This window comes from Neorhizobium phenanthreniclasticum, from assembly GCF_040066075.1.
Taxonomy (GTDB): Bacteria; Pseudomonadota; Alphaproteobacteria; order Rhizobiales; family Rhizobiaceae; genus Neorhizobium; species Neorhizobium petrolearium.
The window spans coordinates 1-26875 of sequence record NZ_JBEAAL010000033.1 but is presented as its reverse complement, the minus strand read 5'-3'; the positions used below and the strand labels follow the sequence as shown (position 1 = coordinate 26875).

Here is a 26875-nt window from a genome sequence, read left to right as displayed (position 1 = left end):
TTACCGCCCTTTGCGCGCCACAGTACGACGACGGCTAAATACCTCTTGCAAAACAATAAATTCTTGTTCTGTCTGGATTAGGGGCGGCCACGAAGAACCAGCAGGAGGCAGCGCCGCCATGCTCATGCCAGACCGTATCATCCGCCTGAACACCGTGCTTTCCCGCACAGGCCTTTCCCGCTCCACGATCTACCGCAAGATCGCCGAGGGCACGTTTCCCGCGCAGATCAGGATCCGCGTCAACGGTGCGGGATGGCGGGAATCCGACATCAATCGCTGGGTCGCATACCCCGTCGCATGGCGGCCGGAGGGAGAGCGCAGCGATGGTCGATGACGGAAAGCTCAATAACGGAGAAGGTCCGGCGAATGACAACCGCCCGCCCGATGGACAGGAGAGCGGAGGCAAAGCCGATGCTTCCGAGCGGCTGGATGCGGTTGTGCTGTCTATCGCCCGACTGGTCGGCAGGCAGATGGCACGGGAGGATTTTGCAGCCCGTACTGCCGCCAACGATAACCGGGCCGCAAACGCTGACCGCCCGGAAAGCGCCGAGGATGACGAGGGATGACGGCAAGTGCCAATCAAGATTTGACATCTTATGGGATGTCTATAAATTATCTCCCATGAGGCTGGTTCTTGACACCAATGTAATCGTGTCCGCGTTCCGCAGCCGCAACGGCGCGAGCAACCTGCTTCTGCGTTTCGCAGACAAGGGCTTGGTGACGCCGCTTTGCTCGACGGCGCTGTTTCTGGAATATGAGGCGGTGCTGAGCCGGGAGGAAACCCGGCAGGCAACCGGCCATAGTCTTGAGGACGTCGCTTCGGTGATGAGCGCGCTTGCCGCCATTGCCGAAGGCGTCGATATTTCGTTTCGGACGCGGCCGATGCTCTCCGATGTCGCGGACGAAATGGTGCTGGAAGCCGCGTTGAACGGACAGGCCGAGGCCATCGTGACGCATAACGTCAGGGATTTCCGTCCGGCGCTCGGGCTGGGCGTGACTGTGATTACACCGGGAGAGATCGTCAGGAGATTGAACACATGACGCAGACCCAACGCTACAAATATCCGCTGCAACTGCCGCAGTCGCTCAAGGAAACGGCGGCACGTCTGGCGCAGGAGGACGGCGTATCGCTCAATCAGTGGATCATCTCTGCCGTTGCGCAGAAGATCGGGGCTGTGGAGACGGCCAGCGAATTCCTGAAAGCGCGTGCAGGTACGACGAAGCGCGGTGCGCTGACAGGCTTGCTGGACAAAGCACCGGATGTGCCGCCGCTGAAGGAAGACACCATTTGATGCAATGCATCGGACCTGAACGGGTGCGATGAAAACCTTTTTTGGCTTGCAGCGATTGGGCCGGAACGAAACCGCCCCCTCAAGGCCACGCCGCGTTCCGCGGTGGTGCTGCGCACCAGCCTTGACCGGGCAGTTTCCTCCCGGCGTGGGCTTCTGAAGCAGGAAAGGCGGGGCGTGCGCTGGCAGGCAGCGCCAGCCATGACGCTCCGGCGCAAATGTCGGCAGCCGCAGCCCATTGCTGAATGAAGGAGAAGCTTGAACATGACCCGCGCAGCCCTTTATGCCCGCTATTCGTCCGACAGCCAGAGCGAGGCGTCGATTGAGGACCAGTTCCGGCTTTGCCGGGAACATGCGGGCCGGGAACGGTGGGAGATCGTCGGTTCCTATGAGGACGCGGCGATATCCGGTTCCAGCACAATCCTCCGTTCCGGCATCCAGCGGCTTGTGCGGGACGCGCAGCGCGGCGAGTTTAAGATATTGCTGGCCGAGGCTCTGGACCGCATCAGCCGCGATCAGGCGGATGTGGCGACTCTCTACAAGCATCTGAAGTTCGCAGGCGTCACCATCGTCACCTTGGCCGAGGGAGAAATCTCCGAACTGCATGTCGGCCTGAAAGGCACGATGAATGCCTTGTTCCTGAAAGACCTTGCCATGAAGACCCATCGCGGTCTTCGGGGCAGGGTGGAGAAGGGCAAGGCAGGCGGTGGGCTTTGCTACGGCTATCGTGTCGTGAAGAAATTCGATGCCAACGGCGAACCTCTCCGGGGTGATCGCGAGATCATTCCCGAAGAAGCCACCATCATCCGCCGCATCTTCCGGGAATTTGCATCGGGCAAAAGCCCCAAGGCGATTGCCGTCGATCTGAACCGGGAAGGCGTTCCCGGCCCGCTTGGCCGCGCATGGGGCGATACCAGCATCCGCGGCCATGTCTCGCGTGGCACCGGCATCGTCAACAACGAGCTATATGCCGGCGTCCTTGTCTGGAACCGCTTGCGCTTCGTGAAAGACCCGTCCACCGGCAAGCGCGTGTCGCGCATCAATCCGGAAAGCCAGTGGATCAGGACGGAGGTTCCGCACCTACGCATCGTGGACGATGAACTGTGGAACGCCGCTCGCGCACGGCAGAAACAGATATCGGAAATCTTCGGCCCCAATCCCGCCAACACGCTAGAGGGGCGCATGAAGCGTGTGCATCTGGCGAACAGACCCGTTCATCTGCTTTCCGGTCTTCTCACCTGCGGGCGCTGCGGCGGCAAGGTCGGCATCATCACACCGAACCGTTATGCCTGCCTCAACCATCACCGGCGCGGCACCTGCGACAATGGCAGGTCGATCACCCGTGACAAGATCGAGGCCCGCGTGCTGACCGGCCTGAAAGAGCGGCTGGTGTCGTCGGAAGCGGTTGCAGAAGCCGTCCGCGCCTATGCGGAGGAAATGAACCGGCTGAACCGTGACCGGCGTGCACAGGCCGCCACGGACCAGAAGGTGCTTGCGAAGATCGAGAAGGCGATTGCGGGCATTATCGCGGCTATCGAGGACGGTATGTACCAGCCGAGCATGAAAGCGCGCATGGATGACCTTGAACGGCAGAAGGCGGAAATCGTCGCCCGCCTTGCGCAAGCGCCCGCGGACATGCCCGACATTCACCCGAACCTCGCCGACCTCTATCGCCGCCGCGTCGAGCGCCTGTCCGAAGTCCTCAGCGACCCGGACGGCGGCAGGCAGGCGGCGGAGGCGCTGCGTAGCCTCATCGGGGAAATTGTCCTTACCCCCGGAGCCAAGCGTGGCGAGGTTCATGCCACCCTATGCGGCGAGTTGTTCGGCATTCTCGACTTCGCCAAGGCCGAAGAAACCAGCAGGCCAGCAGGATTTATGCCAGCAGTTGAAGCCAGCCCCGCAACCACTGATACCGACACTCCCGTAGCCATTGCTGCGGGAGTTGTTGTTGTGCAATAGTTCCAACAGCTTGGCGCTCGATCCAATTCAGGATCGTGCTTAGTTCGCCGTACAACATCGCGTCAATATCGCCTCGCTGTGGGCCGGGACGAAGGACGATCTTTTCAATCAAGGTACGCAAAACCTACGCCGCTTCGGTCCGTTTCTCGGGGCGATTTGGCGCTTCCGTCAGGCGGGCGACCTTGCCGGCATAGATCGCAGATGCGCTGGGCGGCCAGTCAGGGACATCCCGCGGCACATCGTCAAGGAGACTAAATCGTCGGGCGGATTTTGTGAATCCGCCCGACGATTTAGAGCCGGAGATGGCTGCATCCTTGGAGGTCGCGACGATCTGCCACTGTTCTCGCTTTGCCTCTTCGCGCGGACGTAGCGCGCGACGCGGGTCATCGGACAGTTCCTTCCGGTCAGGCCGCCTTGTCGTGGAGGGAGGGGCGGATCAGCACCTCGGCCGAAATACCGAGCGTTGCGTGCAATTGCCGGATCATTTCAATCGACAGGCCGCGTCGCCGATTAAGGATTTCCGAGGTGCGGTTGCGGGTGCCGAAGATCGGCTCGAGATCCTTGCGGGTCAGTCCTTGCTGTTCCATCCGAAATTTGATCGCCTCGATCGGGTCAGGCGGGTCCATCGGATGATGCTTAGCTTCATAGACTTCGATGAGGGTTGCCAGAACATCAAGTCGGTCGCCTTCTCGCGTACCGCTTTTTGCACCCCAAAGCCGTTCCACTTCCGCGAGCGCCGCGTCGTAGTCCGCTTCCGTGCGAATGGGCTTCAGGTCAGTCGCCATGCGTCACCTCTGTCACGTCAATCTTGTCATATGCTCTGTGCGTACCGATCCATTTGATCCAGACGATGCTCTTCTCGAAATCGACCGCCACCACGAGCCGGTAGTCATTTCCCTTTATGTTGAACACAATCCGCTCGGCGCTGACGATGCTCGCCGTGGCATACAGCCTCCTCACGTCGGCGGAACTCGCCCAGCTCGCCTTGCTGACTTCATCGAACCAGGCATCGAGCGCAGACTTGACGGCGGGCTGATCTTTCTGCCCTGCAAGGCTGTCAACGAATACCCGCAGGGTGCGCCGAGCGATAATCCTCATGAACTGACCTTTTATCATGATCCCGATACGGGATCAATGATGATGTGAAAAAATCCCAATCTCAATCGGACAAGAAATACCTGCGGTGGGAAATGCAGGCTATCGTGAACCAGGAAGATGCTGCGCCCGCATTGCAATATTTTGCGGCAGTTGTTCATCAGAGAATGTATTGTCGCATGTGTGGTGCAGCCCCGGATACATTCGAAGGGGGAAACCCTGAAATTGCCTATCACGTCATCCGCAACTCCCAGAATATCGCCAAGCACTATTGGTCCGCGGACCTCAGTCTGACCCAGTCTGGGCCTACAATTTTCAGACCCGCAAAGCCGAACGGGTCGAAGTGTTTGACGGCGAGATCGGCTTTGTCCAAAAGCACAACTTCGACAAGAAGTTTACGCCCCGGCTGAAACGCTTCCAAGTCAAGTTTGAAAGGAAGGATCACCTTGCCGTCGGCTATGGCAGCGAACTCTCCGCAAACGGCAGGTTCGAGAGTGTCGAAGACAATCTGGAGCTGGCGTACGCGATTTCCGTCCACAAAGCGCAGGGCTGCGAGTTTAACCATTCCTATGTGGTGGTGCCTCGTTCGAAGGGCCGATCGCCGTCCTCCGAGCTCCTCTATATGGCGCTCACGCGCGCTCGGCAGCCCTGCACCTTGCTTGTGCAGGGCGATGTCTCGACGCTTTTGTCGGCGCGGCGGCCGGAGAATGCTCAGACCGGGCTGATTTGCGTCAGTGCACTAGTATTGGGAGCACTGGGGGATGACGTCTTCAGATTCTTACCAAGAGCACCGGGCGAGAAAGATCGCATGGTATGACAAGCACTTTCCGGGCCGCATGATCGAGACCTTCGAAGGGCCGCAGCTTAGCCAGGACGCCGCAGGCAACATCGCCAAGCACTTCGCCGCATGAACACCGCACGGTTCCCCTACTGAACTTTGCAAGAAAATCTTTGCGCGCGCGGTCCCTGGGGAGCACAACTGCCGCCTGGTTAGGCGTCTGAGTGATCGCGTTCCGACAGCAGTGCCAGCAGAGCGGGATTGATGTAGAGGTTCTCGCGCCCGACCTTTACTTCTTCCAGCAACCCTTCGGAAACCATCGCCTTGAGGTAGACTGCCGCTGTCTGTCGTTTGGCGACACCAGAGCCCACGAGATCGCCGATCCGGCAATAGGGGTTGACGAAGATCAGTTCGGCCAGTTCACGGGAATAGACCTTGGGCAGGTTCTGACGCATCCGCGCGGCGGTCTGTTCCAGCAGGTCGCGGATCGCGTGGATCCGCGCTGTCGTCCATCGGGCCGTCGCCCTGACGGCCTCCAGCATGAACAGCAGCCATTGCTCCCAGGCCCCCTGCGTGGTGACCTCCAGCAGATACCTGTAGTAGACCGCCTTGTTCTGGATGATGTGCCGGCTGAGATACAGCACCGGGATGTCCAGCACCCCCTTGTCCACCAGATAGAGCAGGTTCAGCACTCTTCCCGTGCGGCCATTGCCGTCGATGAAGGGATGGATAGCCTCGAACTGATAATGCATTATCGCGAGTCGGATCAGCGGGTCGGTATCCTCTGCCTCGTGGATATAACGTTCCCAGTTCGCAAGCTTGGCGCGCAGCAGGTCTTCACCTTCAGGCGGGGTGTAGATCACGGCCCCGGTGGCATCGTTCATCAACGCGGTGCCGGGCGTGTTGCGGATGTCGAGTTCGACACCCTTGATGGTTCTGCAGACCTCGACGGCGATGGTCGTCGAAAGTGGGCGCTGCTGCAGCATTCCGAAACCACGGTTCAAGGCGGTGCGATAGCGCAGCGCCTCCCTGGTCGCCGGGTCCGCCTGACCGCCCGTATCATTGGCGAAGCGGAATAATCGGTCGGTGGTGGTGACGATGTTCTCGATCTCGGAACTCGCTTGGGCTTCGAGCAGCGGGATGGAGTTGATCAGCACCGCCTGGTTGGGGATGATCCGCCCGGAGACCCGCAGCTCCCCGCCAGAGCGGCCCGTGCCTCGATGCAGGCCTTCAGCACGGGTTTGGTCTCTATGTCCTGTGCCGGCGGCAGGGCAGGGAGGTCGTTGAACGGGCGGTCCGGACGAAAGGTCATGTCGATCACCTACTTTCTGATCGACATGCGGGAATGACCTGTCGACGTCATCGACAGGTCGGGATTACGTGTCGATTTTTGTAAAATTTATCGACATGTTATCTGCTGCGCAAGTGGCACGGCATCGAGCCGCAGGGGAATCGCATTTAGAAAAAAATATGGCGGCTTGAATTGAGATGGATTCTTTAGGGAGCTCTGCTTTGGAGCTTTTTATGGTTTCGCTCATTACGATACTTCACGGGATCACTGATCCTCGGACGGGCAATGCACGGCGTCACGATCTTCTGGAGATATTGACGATAGCGCTTGTAGCGTCGATTTGCGGCTGTGACAGCTGCGTTGATTTCGCCGATTTTGCCGAGGATCGGGAGGCTTTGTTTCGGGAATTTCTGATCCTGGAGAATGGTCTTCCGAGCCATGACACGTTTTCGCGGCTGTTCCGGTTGCTTGACCCATCATCCCTATCGTCGGCGTTCGGGCGCTTTCTGGAGGCGTTGGGAGCGGATGGTGCGGGTATCATCGCCATTGACGGCAAGACGTTGCGCCGCTCTTTCGATCGGGCGGCGGCCAAGAGCCCGCTTCATGTCGTGACAGCCTTCGCTGCCGAGGCGCAACTGGTCCTGGGGCAGGCGGCGTTCGGGGTGGGCGAAAACGCGATCATCGCCGCACGGGCGTTGCTGGAGATGATCGACGTCCGGGGAGCGTTGATCACGGCCGATGCCGTCCATTGCAATCGCGACACCGGCCAGACGGTGCTCGATCGCGGTGCCGACTATCTGTTTTCGCTGAAGAACAACAGGCCGACGACCTTGCGAGACGTCGGGGACTACTTTGCCGACCCCGACGCGGATATCGCCGAAACCCTGACCACGACGTATGCCGATCACGGGCGCATCGAAGTTCGCCGGCACTTGTGTCGTGCATGCGGTGGACTGGCTGTTGGCAGGCAAGGCCGATTGCGATCGTCCCGCCATGCCCGGGCTGTCGACCATCGCAAGAGTCGAGGCCGAGGCCATCGGTCTGGAGGGGCGGGTCGAGTGGTTTTATACTGACGGCTACGGCAGCGCCGCTTGCCTCGAATACAGACCGATCAACGCTCCTTTCAGTCCACGCGTGATGGGCAGGATGCCTTCGAATTAGAAGTTCGCTCTAGCCTCGCCACGGCCTTCGTACCGGTTCGTCCGAAAGTCGGTCGATAGCCTAGGCCCGCGGCCGACGTCAGCACGAGGGGACGACGACCAATCTTGTCACTAAGATGCCCAACGACCGGATTTGCAACTGCGCTATGAGCAGCAGTCGATTTTTGCCTCCGGTCTTCACGCGGGTCAGAGGTGTGCGGATCGAGGGCCAAGGACCGAATTGAACCATCCATTCACGCGCAAAGTGGGTGCCATCGGCTCGACCGCGATCAAAAATGCGCAGATCGGGTTGGAACGGGTCTTGTAGTCGACGTGACGTGATATACGTGATATGGATACGTAACTAAACTATCTCATGTGCAGATCATGACCGAAGCGCTCATTTCCCAATTCCTGATGATCGACGGGGTTGTCCCATCACCAGGTGATCGAAAAGTGCCTCGCACCAGGCGGGCGCTCAGGACTGCGCCTATACGCGGGCCGGACGATCAGACGCTCCACGATGCCTTGGTCAGGGCGTTCCGGCAAAGCGTAGAGCAAGCTGTGCCTTCGGGCCTTCCGAGGGAGGGAGCGGCTGGGATCGAGTTCGACAAGCTGGCTGACGCCTTTGCGGATTTCGTGAGCGGCAGGTCCGTGCTCTTGCAGCTCAAGCCGGATCTGGCCGAAGGCGAGCGGAGCGCCGTCAGAAACTTCCTCGAGACGCTGGTGCGCGTGTCGGAGAACCTGGACGAAAGCCGGTTCGAGGCGACGATCAGCAAGCTTGCCGATCTCATGCTGCCCGATGATTTGTCCGTAGCGAGGGGAGCGCTCGCGGCGGACAATCTGGAACTGCGTGACAGGTTCATTTCGGAAGTCCCGCAACTGACAAGCGCGGAGATCGGCGCCAAGGCAGGCTTGCAGACGAAGAACCCCTATGCGACTGCCGCCCGGTGGAAAAAGAATGGCGAGATCTTCTCCGTCCTTCATCGCGGCACCGAATATTATCCAGCCTTCCAGTTCCGCGACGGCCGACCGCATCCGGCGATCAAGAAGGTGCTGAAGGCGCTGCCCGCGCACCTGTCTGGATGGCAGAAGGCGTTCTGGTTCGTGTCGACCAATGGCTGGCTGGGCGACAAGGCGCCGGTCGACGTGCTCGATAACGCCAAGGCCGTAACCGAAGCGGCCGAGCATGAAAGGCAAGAGGTGGTCGGGTGACATCCCCGCTGCCTCTACCGCCCGATCCGTTTCCAACCGTCAACGCCCAAACGCTCTCAGCCGGAACCGTCCTCCATCGCAATCATTTGTCCGCCTTCCGCTCCGCGCAGTTCAATCCCTGCAAGGGACAGCCGACCCGCTTCGCTCCCTTCCTGGACGCGGCTGGCGGCTGTGTCGCAACGCTTTACGCCGCCACCAGCCGACAAGCGGCCGCTTTCGAAACGATCTTCCACGACATCGATCCTGCCGCGAGGTTCAAGACCGTCCGCTTGAATAATGTGGAAGCCAGGACCGCCAGCACGATATCGCCGAAGCGTGATTTACCCCTTGCTGCGCTTTTTGCCCCCGACCTGAAACTCTGGGGGATCGACCGGGGCCAGATCATCGACACGCCCAAATCGAGCTACGCCCGAACCGTCCTTTGGGCAAAGGCGATCCATAAGGCGCGTCCGGATCTCGACGGGATGATCTGGACCTCCAGGCAGTGCGATCCGGAACGATGTCTCGTTCTGTTCGAAGATCGCATTGGCGAGGATGATTTCGAGGTGATCGAGGAGATCGACGTCGGAAAGGACGATGACTTTCTGCTCGAAATGCGCCGCTTCGGGCAGCGCGCCGGCATCACCATCATCGCATAGCTCCAGATCGGACTGATCGCAGTGCCGCGCTCGGCGAACAGGTCCTCGACGTCGCGCAGGTTCAGCGGAGACCGACAAGAGAGCCTACGGCCTGGGCGATAATTTCGTCTGGAAAACGATGGCGTCGGTAACGAGTGGGTGCTCTTCGATCATGTCATCGAATAGCACTTGGCACAGCAAAATCCGTCAAGGCGACGCCGCCCTTGCGCGGCACTGTCTAGGGCATGGCCTGGGCGCTGAAACCAACGTCCTCGCAAGCTTGCAGTTGTCGATTGACAGGAAGCCTGAGATTCGTTCCATTTGTTGTGGGAGAGTGGAGAAGGCAATAGGGAGGAGATAGGCATGAGAACGCTGCTATCTGCAACGGCTTCAGCGCTTTTATTGATGGTGCAACTCGCATACGGGGCGTCCGACCAATCGGCCGGTGCGACGTGCAAAGCCGCAAGAGCCCTCGAGTTGCCGGGGTTTGACGTGAAAGTTGCCGGCACAGACTACGTCAGCGGCAAGGGACCGTCCTATTGTTTGGTGAACGGCTCCTTTGAGCATCGAACGGGAGCCGACGGAAAACCGTACGCTATCGGTTTTTCGATCGCCTTGCCGGATGATTGGTCAGGGCGGTTCCTCGTTCAAGGAGGAGGGGGACTAAACGGTGTGGTGAAGCCGCCCATCGGGGATGTCGCGGCCGGGGCGAACACCGCACTTGCTCGGGGCTTTGCCGTTATTTCGCATGACAGCGGCCATCGAGGAGAGGTGTGGGATGGCTCGTTCAAGGCTGACCAGATTGCGACGCTGAACTTTGCCGGATGGTCGGTCGAAAAGGTTACCGTTCTGGGAAAGGCGATTGTTTCAAACTACTACGGGACAAGCGCGCACCATTCTTATTTTGCCGGCTGCTCAACGGGCGGGAGAGAGGCGATGACCTCCGCGCAGCGCTTCCCCTTGCTGTTTGACGGTATCATTGCCGGGGCCCCCGCCATACGCACCGGACGTTCGAATATGTCCTTGGCCCAAAAGAATGTGGCGATGAACCGGATTTCGCCAGTAGGAACGGATGGGGTGCCTGATCGTTCTGCCGCCTTCAGCGATGCTGATCGGAAGCTCGTTCTAAGCGGAATTTTAAATGCCTGCGATAAGCTGGATGGGATCGAAGACGGCATGATCGCAAATGCCTCTGCCTGCAAATTCGATCCTTCGAGCCTGATATGCGCAAGCGGTACATCAAAGGATTGCCTGAGACCCGAACAGGCCAAGGTCGTTGCCGAGATTTTTTCTCCGACCCTCGACGCGTCAGGGCGAACGGCCTATCCCGCATTTCCCTACGATAGCGGGATTATGAGCACGACTGACGCCATTCCCGGCCTCATGCGCTTCGACGACAAGCGCAACCGCCAATTCGCCAATCATGCCCTCACATTTGATGTCGACGACGCTATTGAGAAGGTGGATGTCGACGATCCGCAGCAACGGCTGATCAATGTAGACCAATGGACCGATCTCAGTTCCTTTGCCTCAAAGGGGAGTAAAATCATCTTCTTCCATGGGATGAGCGATCCATGGTTTTCCGCCAATGACACCATCGACTTCTTCAATCGAATGAAAAAGGCAACGAAGACCAACATACCTGCCGATGATTGGGCAAGGCTCTATCTGGTTCCAGGCATGTCGCATTGCCGGGGAGGTCCAGGCGGGCTCGAAAAGTTCGACATGCTGACGAAACTCGTTGATTGGGTGGAAAATGGAAAGGCTCCACAAAGCGTGGACGCAGGAGGAGCCGCACCTGCCGATCGAACAAGGCCGCTTTGCCCATATCCTTCATATGCGCATTACAAAGGCGAGGGCGACGCGAACAATGCAGCGAGCTTCGAATGCCGCCGATGAGCTGAGGCGCCGCATATGAGTTTGCCACCTTCCGACTAATGCCGTTTATCGCCCCGCGCACGATAACTGCAGCTTCCTGCACCCCCAGCATAGGGGGGGCCTCCCGCCATGCCGCCTGAATGGATATTTACAGTTGCCAAATTGAGTGAAAAGGAGTTGGCTGGAGCCCAGCTCTGTATCGATGATCGTTTTCGCTTCGATGACAGGGCGCTTAAACTCTGCCTGGTCACGCGTCTCAGGGTGCCGACCGAGTGACCGAGACTCGACGAATTTTGAAAGCAACCCTCAATCGGTTCCACTACATGGAGGAGGTCATCTTCGCCGGCGGTGGTCACTGTCGCCTTTCCAGTCATATTTGCCCCTGCGCCCCAGAAAATTGTTAATCGCCTTACCTCTCATAATCCTGTGAAGGAAGGCATTATACGATCATGAACGAGACGATAAACCTGACGGCGGGTGATGCCGAGATATGCAGCGATCGCATCGGCACCCATCAATAAGTCGTCTTGTAGACCTTCGGTTCCGTCAAGGTTATCGAGCATTATAGGGAGGCGCGTTCGGTATAGGGATGGCAGAGGCCATATGGCTGTCATGATTGGCCGGGGGCCGAGTGATGTGGGTTAGCTCTTAGATGGTTGTTGTTGTCTGCCCTCTAGTGCCTCCGGATAGTTGAGCCTGAGACTGAGGGTTGGAGCAAAGCTCTGAGGGGGCGCAGGGGTCGCGGCAGATGACGGCAAGGCGCACTGCCTGTTCGCAGTGAGCGGCGTCGCTAGACATGAACTTTCCTTTCTTGAGAGTTCAGCAGCTCCCCGCCGGAACCGGTGAAGAAAATGCGTTATTACCATTCTTGCGAATATGGTGATGGAAATCCTGATCTGGATGCGAATATCGGCCTGGGCGACCGGGAACTTCCGTTCCGGACGGTGGAACGAGACAGGGACGATCAAACTCCGGTTCGGATCGACTTTCGAAAGAGAGGCAGCCTGGAGGCTCGCGATCCGTCCCCATTGCTGAGGCGAGGGCGATCACCCTCATCCCTGCACCTCGTCTGTCATCGAAGAATGGAAGTCATCGAGACATGCTCATTGGGTCACCTGGACTGCGGCACTTCTGCGTGACACCGCTTGAGGATAAGCGAAAGGATGCCGCCGGCGCGCAAGATCTCAATTTCGGCATTTGTTTCAATCGCCGCGGATGTGTTGAACGTCATCGATGGCTCGTTGGCTCTTTTGACCGTGACCGGTATCTCGCAGCGTGGGGAGACCATGTCGATATCGGCGTGGATTGCCAGGAGATCGTTCGCACGAAGTTCGAGCGTCTGCGGCTTCACATTGGGTGGAAAACGCAGCGGCAGGATGCCCATGCCGATCAGGTTCGAGCGGTGTATGCGCTCGAAGCTTGATGCAAGGACGGCCCGCACGCCAAGAAGTGCCACGCCCTTGGCCGCCCAGTCGCGGGACGAGCCCATCCCGTATCGCTCTCCCGCCACAAGCACGACGGACTTTCCCTCAGCCTTGTAGCGCTGCGCCGCATCCCATAGCGGGAGGACCTTCTCCGACCCGGCATAAACAGTGGAGCCTGGCGCAATGCCTGTTGCCAGAAGGTTACCCACTGTCTTGTTGGTGAAGAGGCCGCGAACCATGACTTCCCAGTTTCCGCGGCGAGATGAAAAGACGTTGAGGTTCTTCGGGTCTTCGCCGCGTTCGATGAGATGCCGCCCTGCCGCGCCGTTTGCCGGGATGGCACCGGCTGGAGAAATATGATCAGTGGTGATGTCGTCGCCGAGAACGAGGATCGGATGCGCTTCATAGGTGCCGAGCCGTATTCCTTCGCCGAAGCTTGCGAATGGAGGGCGCCGGATATAGGTGGAGCCTTCATCCCAAGGAAACAGTGTCGTTCCAGGTGCGGGAAGCTCTTTCCAGGTCCTGCTCGCCTCAGCGGCATCATAGGCGAGCGAAAAATCATTCGCGTCAGACGCGGCCAAAAGAGTTGCGTCGATTTCGCAAGCATCTGGCCAGAGCATCGACAGCGTGACCGCCGTTCCATCGGCGGAAGTGCCGATCGGATCCCGCAGAATGTCGAGCGCGACGGTTCCGGCGAGCGCGAAGGCGACGACCATAGGCGGCGGGGCGAGGAAGGCGGCCTCCAACTGCGGATGCACCCGGCCTGGAAAGTTCCGGTTCCCGGACAGAACCGCCACCGGCAGTATGCCGCGTTCGGTCATGGCCTCGGCAATAGGCTCGGTCAGAGATCCAGAGTTGCCGATACAGGATGTGCAGCCATATCCAACGATGCCGAAGCCAAGGGCTTCTAAGTCTTCCAACAGGCCGGCGCGGGCGAGATACCGCTCGGCGGTCGGGGATCCGGGCGCAAGGGACGTCTTCACCCAAGGCGCTGGCCGGAGCCCCCAGGCGCGTGCCTTGCGGGCGAGGAGACCTGCCGCCACGAGAAGCCGCGGATCGGAGGTGTTCGTGCAGCTGGTGATCGCAGCGATTGCAACGGCGCCGTCATTGGGTGCGCCCTGTTTGGTTGATTTGTCGCAACGCTTCTTCATTCCGCGAATGGCCAAACGCGTCTCGCTGACCGCGATCCTGTCCTGGGGGCGGCGTGGGCCTGCAAGGCTCGGCTCGACACTGCCGAGGTCCAGAGCGAGCGTCGAGGTGTAGCAAGGATCGGTGGAGGGATCGAACCAAAGACCAGCCCGTTTCGCATAACGTTCGACAAACCGTGCGTGACCCTCACCGCGGCCAGTTCTCAGCAGGTAGTCGATCGATTGGCGATCGATCGGAAAATAGCCGCTGTTGGCCCCGAATTCAGGCGCCATGTTGGCGACGACGGCTCGATCGCCGGCTGTCAGGTTGGAGACGCCGGGGCCATGGAACTCCACGAACTTGTCCTGAAGGTCGATCTGGCGCAAGAGATGCGTGACGAGGAGCGCCAGATCGGTGGCAAGAACACCTTTCTTCAACGCACCCGTCAGGCGGACGCCGACAACATCAGGCACCCGCAACGTGACCGGCATCCCAAAAAAGACGCTTTCGGCCTCAAGCCCACCCACACCCCAGGCTAACACTCCGATCCCGTTGATCATCGGCGTATGGCTGTCGGTGCCAATGAGCGTGTCGGGAATGGCCCAGAGCCGACCGCCTTGCCGTTGTGATGTCGCGATCGTGGCAAGGCGTTCGAGATTGAGCGTATGCATGATCCCGGTCCCAGGGGGATGGACCCGGAAGCCGGTGAGCGTATTCGTTCCCCATTTCATGAAGCTGTAGCGCTCGGCATTGCGCTCGTATTCGCGCTTCATGTTGTGTTCGAGGGCGGAAGGTTCGCCAAAAGCGTCGACCGCGACCGAATGATCGGTAGACACGTCGACCGGCACGACCGGATTGAGCCGTGCCGGATCACCGCCTGCTTCCGCCAGGCAGGAGCGCATGCCGGCAATGTCGACCAGGGCCGGGCCACAGGTCGTGTCGTGCATCAGGACGCGGTTTGGCAGAAACGGGATCTCGGCATCGCTGGTGCCCGTCTTTAGCCAACCAATCATGGCTGCCTTGGCCCGTGCAGCGTCGCCTCCGGCCGTCCTCAGCACGTTCTCCAGCAAGATTCTATGGATATAGGGCATGCGCACAAGCGCCTCGCCGACGACCGCCGGCACGTCGATGGAGTCAAAATTTACGCCGTCAATTTCGATGTTCGCGTGCATGCCTTCGGTGAGCCTCTCGCCGTTTTCCGCGCTACAGCGTCTTCAACCCGGCGGCAATCGCCGAGAACACGGTGGCGATTTCCGCTTCTGAAATAACCAAAGGGGGAGACAGCACGATCGTGTTCGCAACGGGGCGTACCAGGACGCCGCGCTCAAAGCAGAAGTCATATACCTTCTTGGCCATCGCCTTGCCGCTTGCGACCTCCTCACCGAGCTCGATGCCTGCAAGCAGGCCAATATTGCGGATGTCGACCACTGCGGGCACGGCTTTAAGCGCATGCGCGTGCTCCTCCCAGACCGGTTCAATCAACGTTGCGTGCTCGAACAGGCCTTCATTGACGTAGACATCGAGCGCTGCAATTGCCGCCGCCGAAGCCAGCGGATGACCGGAATAGGTATAACCGTGGGAAAATTCCACGGTCCCTTGCGGCGCGGTTTCCATGAGCTTTTGGCAGATCTCGTTTGAACTGATGACCCCGCCCATGGGAACCGCTCCGTTCGTCATGCCCTTGGCGATGGCGATAAGGTCGGGTGTGATGGCGAAACGATCAGCCGCGAATGGCCGCCCCAGCCGGCCGAAACCAGTGACGACCTCATCGAAAATCAGCAAAATACCGTAACGCGTGCAGATTTCCCTCAGCCGTTCGAGATAGCCGAGCGGCGGGACCAGAACCCCGGTCGAGCCGGCGACCGGTTCGACAATGACCGCCGCGACCGTCGACGGATCGTAGGTCTGCAACATCTGTTCGAGCGTGTCGGCGATCTCCGCGCCGTGGCTCGGCTGACCGCGGCTGAAGGCATTGCGGGCAAGGTCGTGTGTATGTGGCATGTGGGCGGCTCCCGGCAGGAGCATGCCGAACTGTTTCTTGTGCGCTCCCATGCCGGCCGCGGAAAGCCCCCCGAAACCGACACCGTGATAGCCACGCTGACGGCCGATGATCCGCTGCCTTTGTCCCTCGCCGCGCGCATAGTGGTAGGCAAGTGCAAGCTTGAGCGCGGTATCGGTCGCTTCCGACCCGGAATTGGTGAAGAAGACGTGGTCGAGCCCCTCGGGCGCCACGGATGTCAGCCGACTGGCATATTCGAAAGCGAGCGGATGGCCGAGGCCGAAGGAGGACGCGAAATCAAGCTGTGCTGCCTGTTTTTGAATAGCCTCGACGATCTTCGGGTGTCCATGCCCGGCATTAACGCACCAAAGGCCGGCGATCGCATCCAGCACCCGGTGGCCGTTGTTCATCTGGTAATACATGCCAGACGCGCCGGTGACGATCTGAGGCTTCTGCTTGAAATCCCGGTTCGCCGTGAACGGCATCCAAAAGGCTTCGAGCGAATTGGCATTCAGCTGCTGCATGGGCATGGCTTTCATTCTCGGATCAGGTGACGTCGGTCTTCTGGCGAGCTTTTGCGATCGCGGCCCCGAAAACGTGGGGCCAGCGATCCTTGACAAAATACCGCCCGAGGCGCGCATCGGCGTCGCAGGCGAGCTTGTCGCCGCTCGCAGGGATCTGTTTCGTCATTGCCCAGCATCCGGTGTGTCAGGCACAGGCCGGATAGGCGGCATGACCTCATCGGGAATGGGATTAACGAAGGGATTGCCGTCGAGGCGGTCTTTGTGGTCGGCCTTGGCCGCTTCGATGAGCGCGGGATTGCACACGAGCTCGATCGCCGTGGCAGCCATGATTTTTGCCGCATGCGCCATGCCCTTGTGGGCTGCGGGCAGCTTGCCCTGCGCGACGAGTTGCCAGGAATGGCCGGGGGTGCCGATCGCGTAGGTCGCGCCGCGCATCTGCACGGTTGGGACCACCCAACTGACGCTGCCGACATCGGTCGACCCGACCATCGATCCGTCGCCCGCATAAAGCGGCACGATCAGATCGCAAAGCGGTTCGTCCTTGCCGGGTTTGAGGTCGAAGCGAGCATAAGACGAGGCGATATCGTCCGGCGTGAATGTCGCCTGGAACGTACGCGCGGTTGCCTTGTCGGTTTCGTCGAAAACGACAGGTCCCAGGCGCTCCAGCTGAGTATGCATGCATTTTTCCAGAGGCTCGTTGCCAATCAGGTTGGCGTCCCCCGATATGATCTCCTGTCGCATGGTCGTTTCGGTCATCCATGCCGCCCCCTCGGCCACGCGCTTGACGCGCGCTACAAGCGAAAGAAGTTCTGGCAACGTCCTTGCTCTGACGAGATACCGCACCGTCGCGTTGGCCTGCACAACGTTCGGCGCAGATCCGCCGGTATCGATGATCGCGTAATGGATACGAGCGCTTGTGGGCATGTGCTCACGCAGAAAATTAACCCCGACATTCATCAGTTCGACCGCGTCGAGCGCGCTGCGCCCGAGATGCGGCGTCGCGGCGGCGTGCGAAGCCCGGCCGGAGAAGTGGAAGTTCATTTCGCTGCAGGCAAGCGAGATCGGATTGTTGACGCCGCTGAAGGCGGCCGGGTGCCAGGAAATGGCGATATCGACATCGTCGAATACACCGGCGCGCACCATGAAGCCCTTTGACGACCCGCCTTCCTCCGCCGGGCAGCCGTAATAGCGGACACGTCCCTTCAGACCGTTGGCGGCGAGATAGTCCTTCACGGCGGCGGCCGCGAGCATCGAACCGGCGCCGAGAAGATTGTGGCCGCAGCCGTGCCCGTGCCCGCCGCTCACGAGTGGCCGCTTTTCGGCAATGCCCGCCTCTTGGCTGAGACCGGGCAGCGCGTCGTATTCGCCGAGAATGGCGATGACTGGGCCGCCTTCGCCAGCCTCTCCCATGACGGCAGTCGGAATGCCCGCGACATTGAGCTCGATCCTGAACCCTTCCGCCTCCAGAAGTCGCCGATGTTCGCGACAGGAGCGGAACTCCTCGTAGTTGATCTCCGGCGTTTCCCAGACGCGGTCGCTGAGTTCAAAAAAGGCGGGGCTCTTTTCGTCGACAATCGTCCAGATGGATTGGGAATTTCGCATTTCGTCCTCGTTGCCTGATCAGTTCATGCCGCTTAGAACCGGCGTCAGCCTCTCCAGCGCCCAGTCGACCTGCTCGCGCTCGATGACCAGCGGCGGCGCAAGACGGATGGTGTGGTCGTGGGTCTCCTTGGCAAGGATGCCCGACCGGCGGAGCGCCTCGCAGTAACGGCGGGCGCCGCCAGCTTGCGGATGAAGCTCGACGGCGAGCATCAGGCCGCGCCCGCGCACGTCCCGGATGACGTTGCTGCGGATGTCCTTCAGCCCTTGGAGGAAATAGTCGCCCTGAACGGCGGCGTTCTCGATCATGCCTTCCTCGGTGAGCACCTTCAATGCCGCCCGAGCGACCGCACAGGCCAGCGGGTTGCCGCCGAAGGTCGAGCCGTGCTGGCCCGGTTTCAAGGTGCCCAGTACCTCATTGTTGGAAAGCACGGCGGAGACCGGGTAAAAGCCACCTGACAAGGCCTTGCCGACGAGTGTCACGTCCGCCTCGATTGCTTCGTGCTCCTCGGCAAGCAGCTTGCCGGTGCGCCCGAGGCCGGTCTGGATCTCGTCGAGGATCAGCATGACGTTGTTGGCCGTGCAGACCTCGCGGACCTTCGTGAAGTAACCGGCGGGCGGGATCAGCACACCGGCCTCGCCCTGGATCGGTTCGACCAGGAAGGCGATCGTATTTGCGTTGATCACCTGTTCGAACGCCTCGATATCTCCGAACGGCACGACCCGGAAACCGGGCAGGAACGGGCCGAAGCTCTTGCGCGCCGTCTCGTCCGTGCTGAAGCTGATGATGCCGAGCGTCCGGCCGTGGAAATTGTTGGCGCAGACGACGATCTCCGCCTGGTCCTCCGCGATGCCCTTGACCTCGTATCCCCACTTGCGCACCGATTTGATGGCGGTCTCGACCGCCTCCGCGCCGCTGTTCATCGGCAGCACCCGATGCGACTTCGTCAGCGCGGCGAGTTCCTCGTAAAACAGCGCAAGCTGATCGTTGCGAAAGGCGCGGGAGGTCAGCGTCAGCTTGCCAGCCTGCTCGATCATGGCGGCCAGTATCTTCGGATGGCAATGGCCCTGGTTGACGGCGGAATAGGCCGACAGGCAGTCGAGATAGCGGTTTCCGTCGGTATCCCAGACATGGACGCCGGCGCCGCGCGACAGGACCACGTCGAGCGGCTTGTAGTTGTTGGCACCAAACCGGGCTTCGATAGCGATCAAGTCTTCCGTTAACATGATGGATTTCTCCTGCCTCGGGGAGGCCACTGCTCACCGATTTCTCGTCTCGTCAGGCCGCGATCTTAAGGGTCGGCGTCGCCTCGAGCAGGGCTTGCGTATAGGGATGTTGCGGGTGATCCAGGATCCGGTCGACACTGCCTTCCTCGACGATCAGGCCCTGCTGCATGACGACGATCCGATCGGCCACGCGGGAGACGGCGCCAAGATCGTGCGAAATGAACAGGCAGGCGAAGCCATGGTTCTCCTGCAGCCTGCGGAAGAGATCGAGGACCTGCTTCTGGATCGTCATGTCCAGCGCCGAAACCGGCTCGTCGGCAACGACGAAGGCCGGATTGCGGATCACCGCCCGAGCGATTGCGACGCGTTGTCTTTGCCCGCCGGAAAGGGCATGCGGGAAACGCTCGCCAAGCCCGGCAAGTCCCACCTCGTCGAGCATGGCGCCAACCCTTTCCGCCTTCTCCGCCCGGCTGAGTTTCGGGCCATGTGCCAGCGGCTCGCCGATGATGTCGGAGATCTTCTGGCGCGGGTCGAGGGAGGAGTAGGGGTCTTGGAAAACGAGCTGGCATTGCAGGCGATAATCACGCCGTGTCGCGCGATCGGTGGATGCCATCGGGCGCCCGCGGAAAAACACGTCCCCGTCGGAAAGCGGCAGCAGGCCGAGCATTGCCCGGCCGAGCGTCGTCTTGCCGGAACCCGAGCCGCCGACGACCGCCACGACTTCGCCTGGGCGAACGCTAAGCGAGACGCCGCGCACGGCAAGCTTCTTTTGCGCCGTGCTGAACATGTTGCCGGCACCCGAGAAGGTGACCTCGACATTGCGCGCCTCAATCAGCGTTGCCCCGTCGGCAGGCGGCTTTCGTCCGTGGTCGCGCTTTGGAAGCGCGTCGATCAGCGTGCGCGTATATTGTTCCTTAGGGTGATGAAGCACCTCTGCCACCGGCCCCGTCTCGATCAGTTTGCCGCGCTCCAGAACGATGACCTTTTTGGCATATTGCGCGACGAGGCCGAGATTGTGGGTGATGAGCAGCACCGCCGTGCCGAAGGTGCGGGTGAGATCCACCATCACTTCCAGAACCTCGCGCTGCGTCAGCGTGTCGAGCGCCGTGGTCGGTTCGTCGGCGATCAGCAGTTTCGGCCTGAGCAACATGACGGATGCGAGCATGATGCGCTGGCGCATGCCGCCGGAAAACTGGTGCGGGAAAGCCGAGAGGCAGGCCGCCGGGTCGGCGATTTTTACCCGTTCGAGCATTTCCGTCGCGCGGGCGAGAGCTTCGTCCAGGGTGAGATGTTCATGCAGCCGCAGGCCCTCGACGAGCTGGGCACCGATCGTCATCGCGGGATTGAGCGAGACCATCGGCTCCTGGAAAACCATGCCGATCCTTGCGCCGCGAACCTGGCGTATCTCGGCATCCGACATGTTCAGGACATTGCGGCCGTCGAACAGGATTTCGCCCGCAACCGGCCTGATTGCCCTGGGAAGCAGCCGCATGGCAGTGCGGGCCGCGACCGTCTTGCCGCTGCCGCTTTCGCCGACCAGCGCCACGATGCTGCCAGCCTCGACATCGAAGGACACGTCGTGCAGAACCGGATGGCCGTTGGATGTCTCGACGCGAAGGTTGCGGACGCTCAGCAGAGGGCGGGACGTTTCGATATTCATCACCGTTGCTCCATTCTCGGATCGAAGCGGTCGCGCAACGCGTCACCCAGAAGGTTGATGCCGAGCAAAGTCAGCGAGATGCAGATGCCGGGGGCAAGCCCGAGCCATGGGGCCTTTTCGATATAGGTGCGCGCCGCCGACAGCATGTTGCCCCAGGTCGGCGCCGGTGGCGGAACGCCGAGCCCCAGAAAGCTCAGCCCGCTTTCCGCCAGCACCACCCACCCGAACATGGAGGTCGCGAGCACCACGATCGGCGCCGTGCAGTTCGGTAGGATATGCTTGAACATGGTGGTGAGTTCGCAATTGCCGATGACACGGGAGGCTTCGACATATTCGCGCTCACGGGCTGAAAGAACGCTGGCGCGAACGATACGCAGCACCGACGGGGAATATGCGATGCCGAGAGCGAGGATGATGCCATATTTGTTCGGACCGGAAATCACCATCAGACCAAGCGCCAGCAGGGTGCCGGGAAAGGCGAGCAGTGCGTCGCTGAAGACCATCAGGATGCGATCTGCCAGTCCGCGCGTATATCCGGCGATGAGGCCGGTGAGGGTGCCGACGGTGACCGCGAAAGCGACTGTCAAGATGGCGACCGTCATGCTTTGCACCGCGCCGGTCATCAGGCGGGAGACGACGTCGCGGCCGAATTCGTCGGTGCCGAGCCAGAATTGCGCCGATGGCGGTTTCAGCCTGGAGATGAGCTTGATCGCCGCCGGATCGTAGGGCGTCCAGAACAGCGCAAGCAGCGCCATGCCGCCAATGAAGATCAGCAGGATGGAGCCGATGATCAGGTTTGCGGGTTGTCTGATCATGACGCGGTGACCCGCGGATCGAACAACGGATAGCAAAGATCCACGATGAGATTGACGATCACGTAGATCAAGGCCGTGAACAGAAGACATCCCTGTACCACCGGATAGTCGCGAGCGAAGATCGCATCGACGAGAAGACGCCCGAGGCCGGGCAGTGTGAAGACGGTTTCCAGAACCGCGATGCCGCCCAGCAGGCCGCCGAGCACCAAGCCGATCATCGTCCAGGTCGGCGCAAAGGCATTGGGCAGCACGTGGCGCAGCAGGATCTTGCGTTCCGAAAGGCCCTTGGCGCGGGCGTGCATGACATATTCCAGCCGCAGGACTTCGATGGCGCTTGCGCGCATCATGCGGGTCAGCACGCCGACCTCGATCAGCATCAGTGTTACCACCGGGAGGATCACATAGGTGATCGCGGTCCAGGGCTTTTCGGTGAACGGTACGTAGCCGACGACCGGCAGCCATCCGAGCTTCAGCCCGAAGACCAGCAGCAGGACGAGGCCGAGCCAGAAGCTCGGAACCGACATCAGCAATGTCGATAGGGCGACGATCGCGACGTCCACATGCTCGTTTTGCCGCCAGGCTGCAATAAGTCCGGCCGGAACTGCGATCAGGGTTGCGAGTGCAACGGCGACAAGCACAATTGTGGCGCTGACCTGGAAACGGTCGAGCATCAGCGGCAGGACGGCCGCCCCGTTGGAGATCGAGTGCCCGAGATCGCCCCTGAGCATATTGCCGAGCCAATAGACGAACTGCAGCGGCACAGGCTGGTCGAGGCCGAGATTGGCGCGCAGGTTGGCCAGTTCTTCCGGGCTGGCGTTATCGCCGAGGATCAACTGGGCGGGGTCTCCGGGGATCATCCTCACCAGGAAGAACACCATGGCGGCCACGAGCAGGAGTGTCGGAAGCGTCCATAACAGACGCTTCGCGACATATTTCGAAAGGGCGTGCATGGCTTACTTTCCGGCCGCGAAGGAGACGCCCCACATGCGCGGATAACCGACCGGCCAGGTCTGGTAGCCGTCCACATTGGCGCGCACTGCGCCGATGCGGGTGCCGGAATAAAGCGGAATCAACGGCACGTCGGCGCGGATCATGCCTTCCAGCTTGTCGAACAGGACCTGGCGTTTTTCGCTGTCGCTGACGGTCGTGCTTTCTGCGATCAGCTTCAGGCCTTCCGGATTGTCCCAGACCTTGTTGGGGCTCTTGTCCTTGTTGCCGCTGACCATGTCGAAGGAGAGCGAAGGATCGAGCCGGGCGGAATAGGTAAACGACATGGCCGAATAGTTGCCGGCTGTATAACGGTCGAGCAGCGTTGCCCAATCGAGCGTTTCGATTTCGATATTGATGCCGGCTTCCTGAGCCATTGCCTGCACGAGTACGGCAGCATCGAAGAGTGAGGGATAGAACTTTGTCGCCAGCCACTTGATCGGCTGGCCCTTGTATCCTGCTTGTGCGAGCAGCGTCTTGGCCGCTTCGAGATCGCGGGCCGGTACGTCCTTCTGCAGCTTGCCTGAATACGGGCTTGGAACCGGAATGACCGAGAGGTTGGCCGGCGCCTGACCGTTGGTCAGCGCTTCGGCGATCTGCGGGAGATCGAGCGTGAGCAGCAGCGCCTTGCGGATCCGGACATCCTTCAGGAGCGGATCTCGCGTCTGGAAAAGAAGCCCGGTAAGGCCCATGCTGGCGACCTTGTCGACCTTCAACTCGTCGCTTGCCGAAAACTCTTCGACATCGGCATTGTTGACGTCGCTGATGACGTCGATATCGCCGGAATATAACGCCGCCTTGGCCGCGGCATCATCGGGAATGACCATGAAACGCACGGCGGGGACCTTCGGCGCCTTGTCGCCCACGTAACCGCTTCGCTCGCCGCCGGGGGAGACGTAATTCGGATTGGCGGCAAGCTCGACAAATTGGCCGCTGCGCCATTCATTCAGCATGAACGGGCCGGTGCCGATCGGCTTTACCCATTTGCCGTCCGTATCGAGCGAGCTCTTGTGGTAGATGCCGGTGCCGCCACAATCGGTGCGGGCAAGCGTTGTGAGGAAGAGGGCGGTCGGTTTTTCCAGCGTGAAGACGACGGTCGAGGCGTCCGGGGCGGTGACGTTTGTAACGTTGGCGACGCCCGAGCCCGTCACATCCTTCAGGCAGCGCCATGCGGTCTTCGGATCGACGTAGCGCTGCCAGGAGGCCAGCACGTCGGCCGAGGTCAGCGGTTCGCCGTTGCTGAATTTCAGGCCGTCGCGCAGCTTGAACGTATAGGTCTTGCCGTCGGCGGAAATATCGACCGATTTCGCCAGCAGCGGCGCAATCGAGGCGTCGTCCTTATAGCCGACAAGGCCCTCGACCATGTGCAGCACGACCGCATCGCTGTTGGCATCGCGATTGACACCCGGATCGGTCGAGCGGATGTCGGCATTGATGCGCACCCGCATCATCTTGTCCTGCGCAATCGCCGTGCCGGTGGCTGCAGCCAGCAGCGCCATGACTGCCGTGGTCTTCAAGAGGGTTTGAAATTTCATTGGAGGCTCCCGTATTCGTTCCCTTGTTGGTTTTGGTTAGGCCGCGTTCGTCTGTGCCCTGCCGGGCTCGTCGACGGGCCTGATCTGCATATCGAGGCTGTAGTCCCAGAAATGTGCTCCAAGCGCTGGCAGGAGTGCCACTTCCATGTGGCCTTCAGCCGGCACCATGACGATCATCGCCACCGTTGCGGACTGGTTGTTGGACAGCGATTTGCGCGGTGGGCGGCACACCGACCACGGGCTTTCGAACCTGTCTGAAAGTGCAGCCTTCACCGTGTCGACCGTAACCTTGCCGATATGCGGCTCGATCAGCTGGCGGACGCGCAGATCGCGATAAAGCGAATCCGGCATGTTGACGACGCCCTTGTCGAGCAGCTTCGACAGGGCGACCTGGCTTTGGAAGTGATTTGCGTGCACGAGCACGCCGTTTTGCGGATGAATGAGAAAGGTCTCGTCCGGCGCGCATTCGAAATCGATCGCAACGCCATGCGCGTGGCCGATCATCATGTTGTTGGAGGCCGATTTTCGGGTGCCGTAGACGGCCTGCATCGACATCGCCAGATGATCCTGTTCGAGCACCTTGCGCCGAATGATGGCGAGCGGTACGCCGAGTTCACGGTAATCCCGATCGGTCTCCAGATAGTTGCCGCTGATGGAAATGCCGGCGGCGTTGAAGCCGGTGCGCGCAAGGCCGCCGGCTTCGGTAAACGTGATGATATCCGGACCGTCGTCGCGCTTGATCTTCAGAACGATCGCGGTTTCGGCACATTCCGCCTTCCAGTCCCAGTTCTGGGCGTGAATGAAGGTCTTGTCGCGGCTGGCTTGCGGCATGATGAAGACACCCGTGCAGCCATCCGACTGAATGAAGTCCGCCTCACCCTTTTGCCTTCTTCGGGCAAGCTTGAGGATTTCCGTCCGTGCGTTGAGAAGAAGGATCGCCGCAAGGTCGGTATTGACGGCTCTGGCGATGCCGCGCATCTCTTCGATATACTGGCTGCCGTAATTGTCGACCGCGCCGGCGAAGCGGTCGATCATTGCGGCAAGATCGCCATCCTTCAGGCCTGAGGAATGCAGCTGGACCTTGTAATGTTCGATGCCTGTGAGAATCCGTTCCGCAGCCTGCTCTCCGTATTGTTGGCCGCGTTCGAACGGCGTACCGGAAACTTCGATGAGCGGGCAGGGAAGGGGTGAGGTCATGGCGGCTTTTCCAGATGCTGAATGATGGCGAGGGCGGACCCGATTGCCTTCATCAAAAAAGTATTTCATAAAACAAAAACCAAAAATGACGGGAAGGCAAGCGGAAAATGTCGGACGCGAGCACGCCTCTTCAACAGGACCTGATGCGCCGCATCATCGACGTCATCCATGACGACGATCTAAAACCAGGTGCGCGGCTGCGTCAGAACCAGCTTGCCGCCCGGCTCAGCGTCTCCCGCACGCCGGTGCGCATCGCGCTGGAAATGCTGGCGGAGGAGGGCTTCGTGCAGCATGAGCCCAACCGCGGCATGAGGCTTGCGACAATTCCGCCACGCGTCGAAAAACCGGAAACGCCGCCGGAAGACGAAGAACTGCTCGTCGCCATCGCAAGGCTGCGCCGCGAGGGGGGGCTTGCCGAACAATTTGCCGAGCTGGAGCTAATGCGGCTGACGGGTTGCGAGCGAACGCCGGTGCGCCATGCGCTGATCAAACTTGAGGGACTGGGCGTCATCGAGCGCAGGCAGGGTTATGGCTGGCAGTTCCTCGATCCGGTCCGCGATGCCCGCGCACGCGCGGAAAGCTATGATTTCCGCCTGCTCATCGAATGCGCAGCCATCATGTCGCCTGAATTTTCTCTTTCCGCGGATTGGATAAAATCCATGCAATCACGGCATGAAGCGATGTTGAGCGCGCCCTGGACGGATTCGTCGAGCGTCACGCTGTTTGAGATGAATGCGGAGTTTCACCTGGGCATCAGTGCAGCTTCCGGAAATCGCTATATCAAGGAGGCAATGCACCGCCAGAACCAGCTTCGGCGGCTATCAAACTATAACTGGCAGCACGGATCCGATCGCGTCGCAGTGACGTGCCGTGAACACCTGGAAATCCTTGAGCGGCTGGAAAGAGGCGATCAAGACGTGGCTGCGGCCTTGATGCGCAAGCACCTGATGGGCGCGCGGGGTGCCGCAAAAGCAAAATGATGCATTTTGGTTTCTAAAATGCCGTATTGGCCAGATCGTCGTCGCGACGCCAGACTTGCGCGCAGGGATGTGGTGACAAGCATCGCGTCTTTCGGGAGTATGCCAACCAAGTGCCCTCTACGGTTCCTCCGATGGCGTGCGCCAGGCACATGGTGGAGGCGGAACCCAGAAACAGCGTGTCGCCTGCGTGGCTTGCCGCTGCCGCCAGGGCGACGCCCATGGCTCCCATCATGCCGCTCACAAAAAGAATCAACGGCCGCAGATTGTCGAGTCTTTCCATCGGCCTATTCCCGGTTCTGCATGTGGAGGGCCAGGCGCTCGACCGGTGGCCAGATAATCTCGCGCAGCTTTTCGTTGTCGATCGTCTCGTCCAGCGCACGGCGGAAGCAGAGCATCCATTCGTCGCGCTCCTGAGGGCCGATTGCCGCGGCGAAATGGCGGGCGCGCAGCCTCGGGTGGCCATGTTTTTCCACATAGACCGGAGGGCCTCCGAGATAACCGGTGAGATAATCGTAAAGCTTCGCCTCGCTGCCTCTAAG

At 60.4% G+C, this 26875-nt stretch carries 25 protein-coding genes and 2 pseudogenes; 12 read left to right on the top strand and 15 right to left on the bottom strand.

Features of this window, described 5'->3' with window-relative positions:
• Nucleotides 1–118: 118 nt before the first annotated feature.
• From ABK249_RS29090 to ABK249_RS29070, 5 genes are all read left to right on the top strand, one after another.
• Nucleotides 119–334 (top strand): helix-turn-helix transcriptional regulator, encoded by a 216-nt coding sequence (locus tag ABK249_RS29090; protein ID WP_227703543.1) that lies wholly within the window; start codon nt 119–121, stop codon nt 332–334.
• Nucleotides 324–566 (top strand): hypothetical protein, encoded by a 243-nt coding sequence (locus tag ABK249_RS29085; RefSeq protein WP_244446937.1) that lies wholly within the window; start codon nt 324–326, stop codon nt 564–566. The genes ABK249_RS29090 and ABK249_RS29085 overlap by 11 nt, the downstream gene beginning before the upstream one ends.
• A gap of 55 nt (nt 567–621) precedes the next feature.
• Nucleotides 622–1041: a putative toxin-antitoxin system toxin component, PIN family gene (locus ABK249_RS29080; RefSeq protein WP_037155631.1), complete on the top strand. Its 420-nt coding sequence runs from the start codon at nt 622–624 to the stop codon at nt 1039–1041.
• Complete coding sequence (locus ABK249_RS29075; protein ID WP_037155628.1) at nt 1038–1292, top strand: toxin-antitoxin system HicB family antitoxin; 255 nt, start codon at nt 1038–1040, stop codon at nt 1290–1292. The genes ABK249_RS29080 and ABK249_RS29075 overlap by 4 nt, the downstream gene beginning before the upstream one ends.
• A 261-nt stretch (nt 1293–1553) precedes the next feature.
• Nucleotides 1554–3248, top strand: coding sequence for a recombinase family protein (locus ABK249_RS29070; protein WP_227703542.1), 1695 nt, complete (start codon nt 1554–1556; stop codon nt 3246–3248).
• Between the two features lie 404 nt (nt 3249–3652).
• On the opposite strand, the gene ABK249_RS29065 is transcribed toward ABK249_RS29070, so the two are convergent.
• Both ABK249_RS29065 and ABK249_RS29060 read right to left on the bottom strand, forming a co-directional pair.
• Nucleotides 3653–4033 carry a helix-turn-helix domain-containing protein gene (locus tag ABK249_RS29065; protein ID WP_037155623.1) on the bottom strand — a complete coding sequence of 127 codons (381 nt, stop codon included), beginning with the start codon at nt 4031–4033 and terminating at the stop codon, nt 3653–3655.
• Entirely contained in the window at nt 4023–4346 is a 324-nt protein-coding gene (locus ABK249_RS29060; RefSeq protein ID WP_037155621.1) for a type II toxin-antitoxin system HigB family toxin, read from the bottom strand. Before ABK249_RS29060 ends, ABK249_RS29065 begins: the two co-directional genes overlap by 11 nt.
• An 89-nt stretch (nt 4347–4435) precedes the next feature.
• Here ABK249_RS29060 and ABK249_RS29055 point away from each other — a divergent pair.
• Together ABK249_RS29055 and ABK249_RS29050 are read left to right on the top strand one after the other, a co-directional pair.
• Nucleotides 4436–4630, top strand: a pseudogene (locus ABK249_RS29055) (hypothetical protein); the annotation flags it as partial.
• Between the two features lie 56 nt (nt 4631–4686).
• Nucleotides 4687–5160: an ATP-binding domain-containing protein gene (locus ABK249_RS29050; protein ID WP_161784787.1), complete on the top strand. Its 474-nt coding sequence runs from the start codon at nt 4687–4689 to the stop codon at nt 5158–5160.
• 173 nt (nt 5161–5333) lie between these two features.
• Here ABK249_RS29050 and ABK249_RS29045 read toward each other — a convergent pair whose 3' ends face one another.
• Nucleotides 5334–6278, bottom strand: a complete 945-nt coding sequence (locus tag ABK249_RS29045; RefSeq protein ID WP_280107442.1) for a Fic family protein — start codon at nt 6276–6278, stop codon at nt 5334–5336.
• 367 nt (nt 6279–6645) lie between these two features.
• Here ABK249_RS29045 and ABK249_RS29040 point away from each other — a divergent pair.
• From ABK249_RS29040 to ABK249_RS29025, 4 genes and pseudogenes are all read left to right on the top strand, one after another.
• Nucleotides 6646–7441, top strand: a pseudogene (locus ABK249_RS29040) (ISAs1 family transposase); the annotation flags it as partial.
• Nucleotides 7442–7938: 497 nt separating this feature from the next.
• Nucleotides 7939–8766, top strand: a complete 828-nt coding sequence (locus ABK249_RS29035; RefSeq protein ID WP_037155677.1) for a hypothetical protein — start codon at nt 7939–7941, stop codon at nt 8764–8766.
• Nucleotides 8763–9404, top strand: coding sequence for an RES family NAD+ phosphorylase (locus tag ABK249_RS29030; RefSeq protein WP_037155616.1), 642 nt, complete (start codon nt 8763–8765; stop codon nt 9402–9404). The genes ABK249_RS29035 and ABK249_RS29030 overlap by 4 nt, the downstream gene beginning before the upstream one ends.
• A gap of 342 nt (nt 9405–9746) precedes the next feature.
• A complete protein-coding gene (locus ABK249_RS29025) occupies nt 9747–11282 on the top strand; it encodes a tannase/feruloyl esterase family alpha/beta hydrolase (protein ID WP_081952929.1) in 1536 nt (511 codons plus the stop codon).
• 1090 nt (nt 11283–12372) lie between these two features.
• On the opposite strand, the gene acnA is transcribed toward ABK249_RS29025, so the two are convergent.
• Genes acnA through ABK249_RS28975 form a run of 10 tightly spaced genes read right to left on the bottom strand, consistent with a single transcriptional unit; the run spans nt 12373 to nt 25356 of the window.
• The gene (gene acnA / locus ABK249_RS29020; RefSeq protein WP_348864673.1) at nt 12373–14985 is read right to left on the bottom strand and encodes an aconitate hydratase AcnA; all 2613 of its coding nucleotides are present in this window, start codon (nt 14983–14985) and stop codon (nt 12373–12375) included.
• Nucleotides 14986–15016: 31 nt separating this feature from the next.
• Complete coding sequence (aptA, locus tag ABK249_RS29015; RefSeq protein WP_348864684.1) at nt 15017–16336, bottom strand: omega-aminotransferase AptA; 1320 nt, start codon at nt 16334–16336, stop codon at nt 15017–15019.
• A gap of 22 nt (nt 16337–16358) precedes the next feature.
• On the bottom strand, nt 16359–16502 hold the full coding sequence (locus ABK249_RS29010; RefSeq protein ID WP_348864672.1) for a hypothetical protein: 144 nt from the start codon (nt 16500–16502) through the stop codon (nt 16359–16361).
• A complete protein-coding gene (locus tag ABK249_RS29005; RefSeq protein WP_348864671.1) occupies nt 16499–17938 on the bottom strand; it encodes a M20 family metallopeptidase in 1440 nt (479 codons plus the stop codon). The genes ABK249_RS29010 and ABK249_RS29005 overlap by 4 nt, the downstream gene beginning before the upstream one ends.
• 18 nt (nt 17939–17956) lie before the next feature.
• Nucleotides 17957–19162: an ornithine--oxo-acid transaminase gene (gene rocD, locus ABK249_RS29000; RefSeq protein WP_415926494.1), complete on the bottom strand. Its 1206-nt coding sequence runs from the start codon at nt 19160–19162 to the stop codon at nt 17957–17959.
• A gap of 52 nt (nt 19163–19214) precedes the next feature.
• Nucleotides 19215–20822, bottom strand: a complete 1608-nt coding sequence (locus tag ABK249_RS28995) for an ABC transporter ATP-binding protein (protein WP_348864670.1) — start codon at nt 20820–20822, stop codon at nt 19215–19217.
• The gene (locus tag ABK249_RS28990; RefSeq protein WP_348864669.1) at nt 20822–21637 is read right to left on the bottom strand and encodes an ABC transporter permease; all 816 of its coding nucleotides are present in this window, start codon (nt 21635–21637) and stop codon (nt 20822–20824) included. The genes ABK249_RS28995 and ABK249_RS28990 overlap by 1 nt, the downstream gene beginning before the upstream one ends.
• Nucleotides 21634–22587: an ABC transporter permease gene (locus ABK249_RS28985; RefSeq protein ID WP_037155597.1), complete on the bottom strand. Its 954-nt coding sequence runs from the start codon at nt 22585–22587 to the stop codon at nt 21634–21636. Before ABK249_RS28985 ends, ABK249_RS28990 begins: the two co-directional genes overlap by 4 nt.
• 3 nt (nt 22588–22590) lie before the next feature.
• Nucleotides 22591–24159, bottom strand: coding sequence for an ABC transporter substrate-binding protein (locus tag ABK249_RS28980; protein WP_348864668.1), 1569 nt, complete (start codon nt 24157–24159; stop codon nt 22591–22593).
• 36 nt (nt 24160–24195) lie between these two features.
• On the bottom strand, nt 24196–25356 hold the full coding sequence (locus ABK249_RS28975; RefSeq protein WP_348864667.1) for a C45 family peptidase: 1161 nt from the start codon (nt 25354–25356) through the stop codon (nt 24196–24198).
• A 107-nt stretch (nt 25357–25463) separates the two neighbouring features.
• Here ABK249_RS28975 and ABK249_RS28970 point away from each other — a divergent pair, with 107 nt between their 5' ends.
• Nucleotides 25464–26336, top strand: coding sequence for a GntR family transcriptional regulator (locus ABK249_RS28970; protein ID WP_348864666.1), 873 nt, complete (start codon nt 25464–25466; stop codon nt 26334–26336).
• A gap of 13 nt (nt 26337–26349) precedes the next feature.
• Here ABK249_RS28970 and ABK249_RS33960 read toward each other — a convergent pair whose 3' ends face one another.
• Together ABK249_RS33960 and ABK249_RS28960 are read right to left on the bottom strand one after the other, a co-directional pair.
• On the bottom strand, nt 26350–26616 hold the full coding sequence (locus tag ABK249_RS33960) for a hypothetical protein (RefSeq protein WP_415926493.1): 267 nt from the start codon (nt 26614–26616) through the stop codon (nt 26350–26352).
• Between the two features lie 4 nt (nt 26617–26620).
• A partial coding sequence (locus tag ABK249_RS28960; RefSeq protein ID WP_348864665.1) for a globin domain-containing protein occupies nt 26621–26875 on the bottom strand: 255 nt, incomplete at its 5' end.

Coding starts and splice junctions, on each gene's coding strand:
- ABK249_RS29090 (WP_227703543.1), top strand. CDS start 119: ATGCTCATGCCAGACCGTATCATCCGCCTGAACACCGTGCTTTCCCGC.
- ABK249_RS29085 (WP_244446937.1), top strand. CDS start 324: ATGGTCGATGACGGAAAGCTCAATAACGGAGAAGGTCCGGCGAATGAC.
- ABK249_RS29080 (WP_037155631.1), top strand. CDS start 622: ATGAGGCTGGTTCTTGACACCAATGTAATCGTGTCCGCGTTCCGCAGC.
- ABK249_RS29075 (WP_037155628.1), top strand. CDS start 1,038: ATGACGCAGACCCAACGCTACAAATATCCGCTGCAACTGCCGCAGTCG.
- ABK249_RS29070 (WP_227703542.1), top strand. CDS start 1,554: ATGACCCGCGCAGCCCTTTATGCCCGCTATTCGTCCGACAGCCAGAGC.
- ABK249_RS29065 (WP_037155623.1), bottom strand. CDS start 4,033: ATGGCGACTGACCTGAAGCCCATTCGCACGGAAGCGGACTACGACGCG.
- ABK249_RS29060 (WP_037155621.1), bottom strand. CDS start 4,346: ATGAGGATTATCGCTCGGCGCACCCTGCGGGTATTCGTTGACAGCCTT.
- ABK249_RS29035 (WP_037155677.1), top strand. CDS start 7,939: ATGACCGAAGCGCTCATTTCCCAATTCCTGATGATCGACGGGGTTGTC.
- ABK249_RS29025 (WP_081952929.1), top strand. CDS start 9,747: ATGAGAACGCTGCTATCTGCAACGGCTTCAGCGCTTTTATTGATGGTG.
- acnA (WP_348864673.1), bottom strand. CDS start 14,985: ATGCACGCGAACATCGAAATTGACGGCGTAAATTTTGACTCCATCGAC.
- aptA (WP_348864684.1), bottom strand. CDS start 16,336: ATGCAGCAGCTGAATGCCAATTCGCTCGAAGCCTTTTGGATGCCGTTC.
- ABK249_RS29010 (WP_348864672.1), bottom strand. CDS start 16,502: ATGACGAAACAGATCCCTGCGAGCGGCGACAAGCTCGCCTGCGACGCC.
- ABK249_RS29005 (WP_348864671.1), bottom strand. CDS start 17,938: ATGCGAAATTCCCAATCCATCTGGACGATTGTCGACGAAAAGAGCCCC.
- rocD (WP_415926494.1), bottom strand. CDS start 19,162: ATGTTAACGGAAGACTTGATCGCTATCGAAGCCCGGTTTGGTGCCAAC.
- ABK249_RS28995 (WP_348864670.1), bottom strand. CDS start 20,822: ATGAATATCGAAACGTCCCGCCCTCTGCTGAGCGTCCGCAACCTTCGC.
- ABK249_RS28990 (WP_348864669.1), bottom strand. CDS start 21,637: ATGATCAGACAACCCGCAAACCTGATCATCGGCTCCATCCTGCTGATC.
- ABK249_RS28985 (WP_037155597.1), bottom strand. CDS start 22,587: ATGCACGCCCTTTCGAAATATGTCGCGAAGCGTCTGTTATGGACGCTT.
- ABK249_RS28980 (WP_348864668.1), bottom strand. CDS start 24,159: ATGAAATTTCAAACCCTCTTGAAGACCACGGCAGTCATGGCGCTGCTG.
- ABK249_RS28975 (WP_348864667.1), bottom strand. CDS start 25,356: ATGACCTCACCCCTTCCCTGCCCGCTCATCGAAGTTTCCGGTACGCCG.
- ABK249_RS28970 (WP_348864666.1), top strand. CDS start 25,464: ATGTCGGACGCGAGCACGCCTCTTCAACAGGACCTGATGCGCCGCATC.
- ABK249_RS33960 (WP_415926493.1), bottom strand. CDS start 26,616: ATGGAAAGACTCGACAATCTGCGGCCGTTGATTCTTTTTGTGAGCGGC.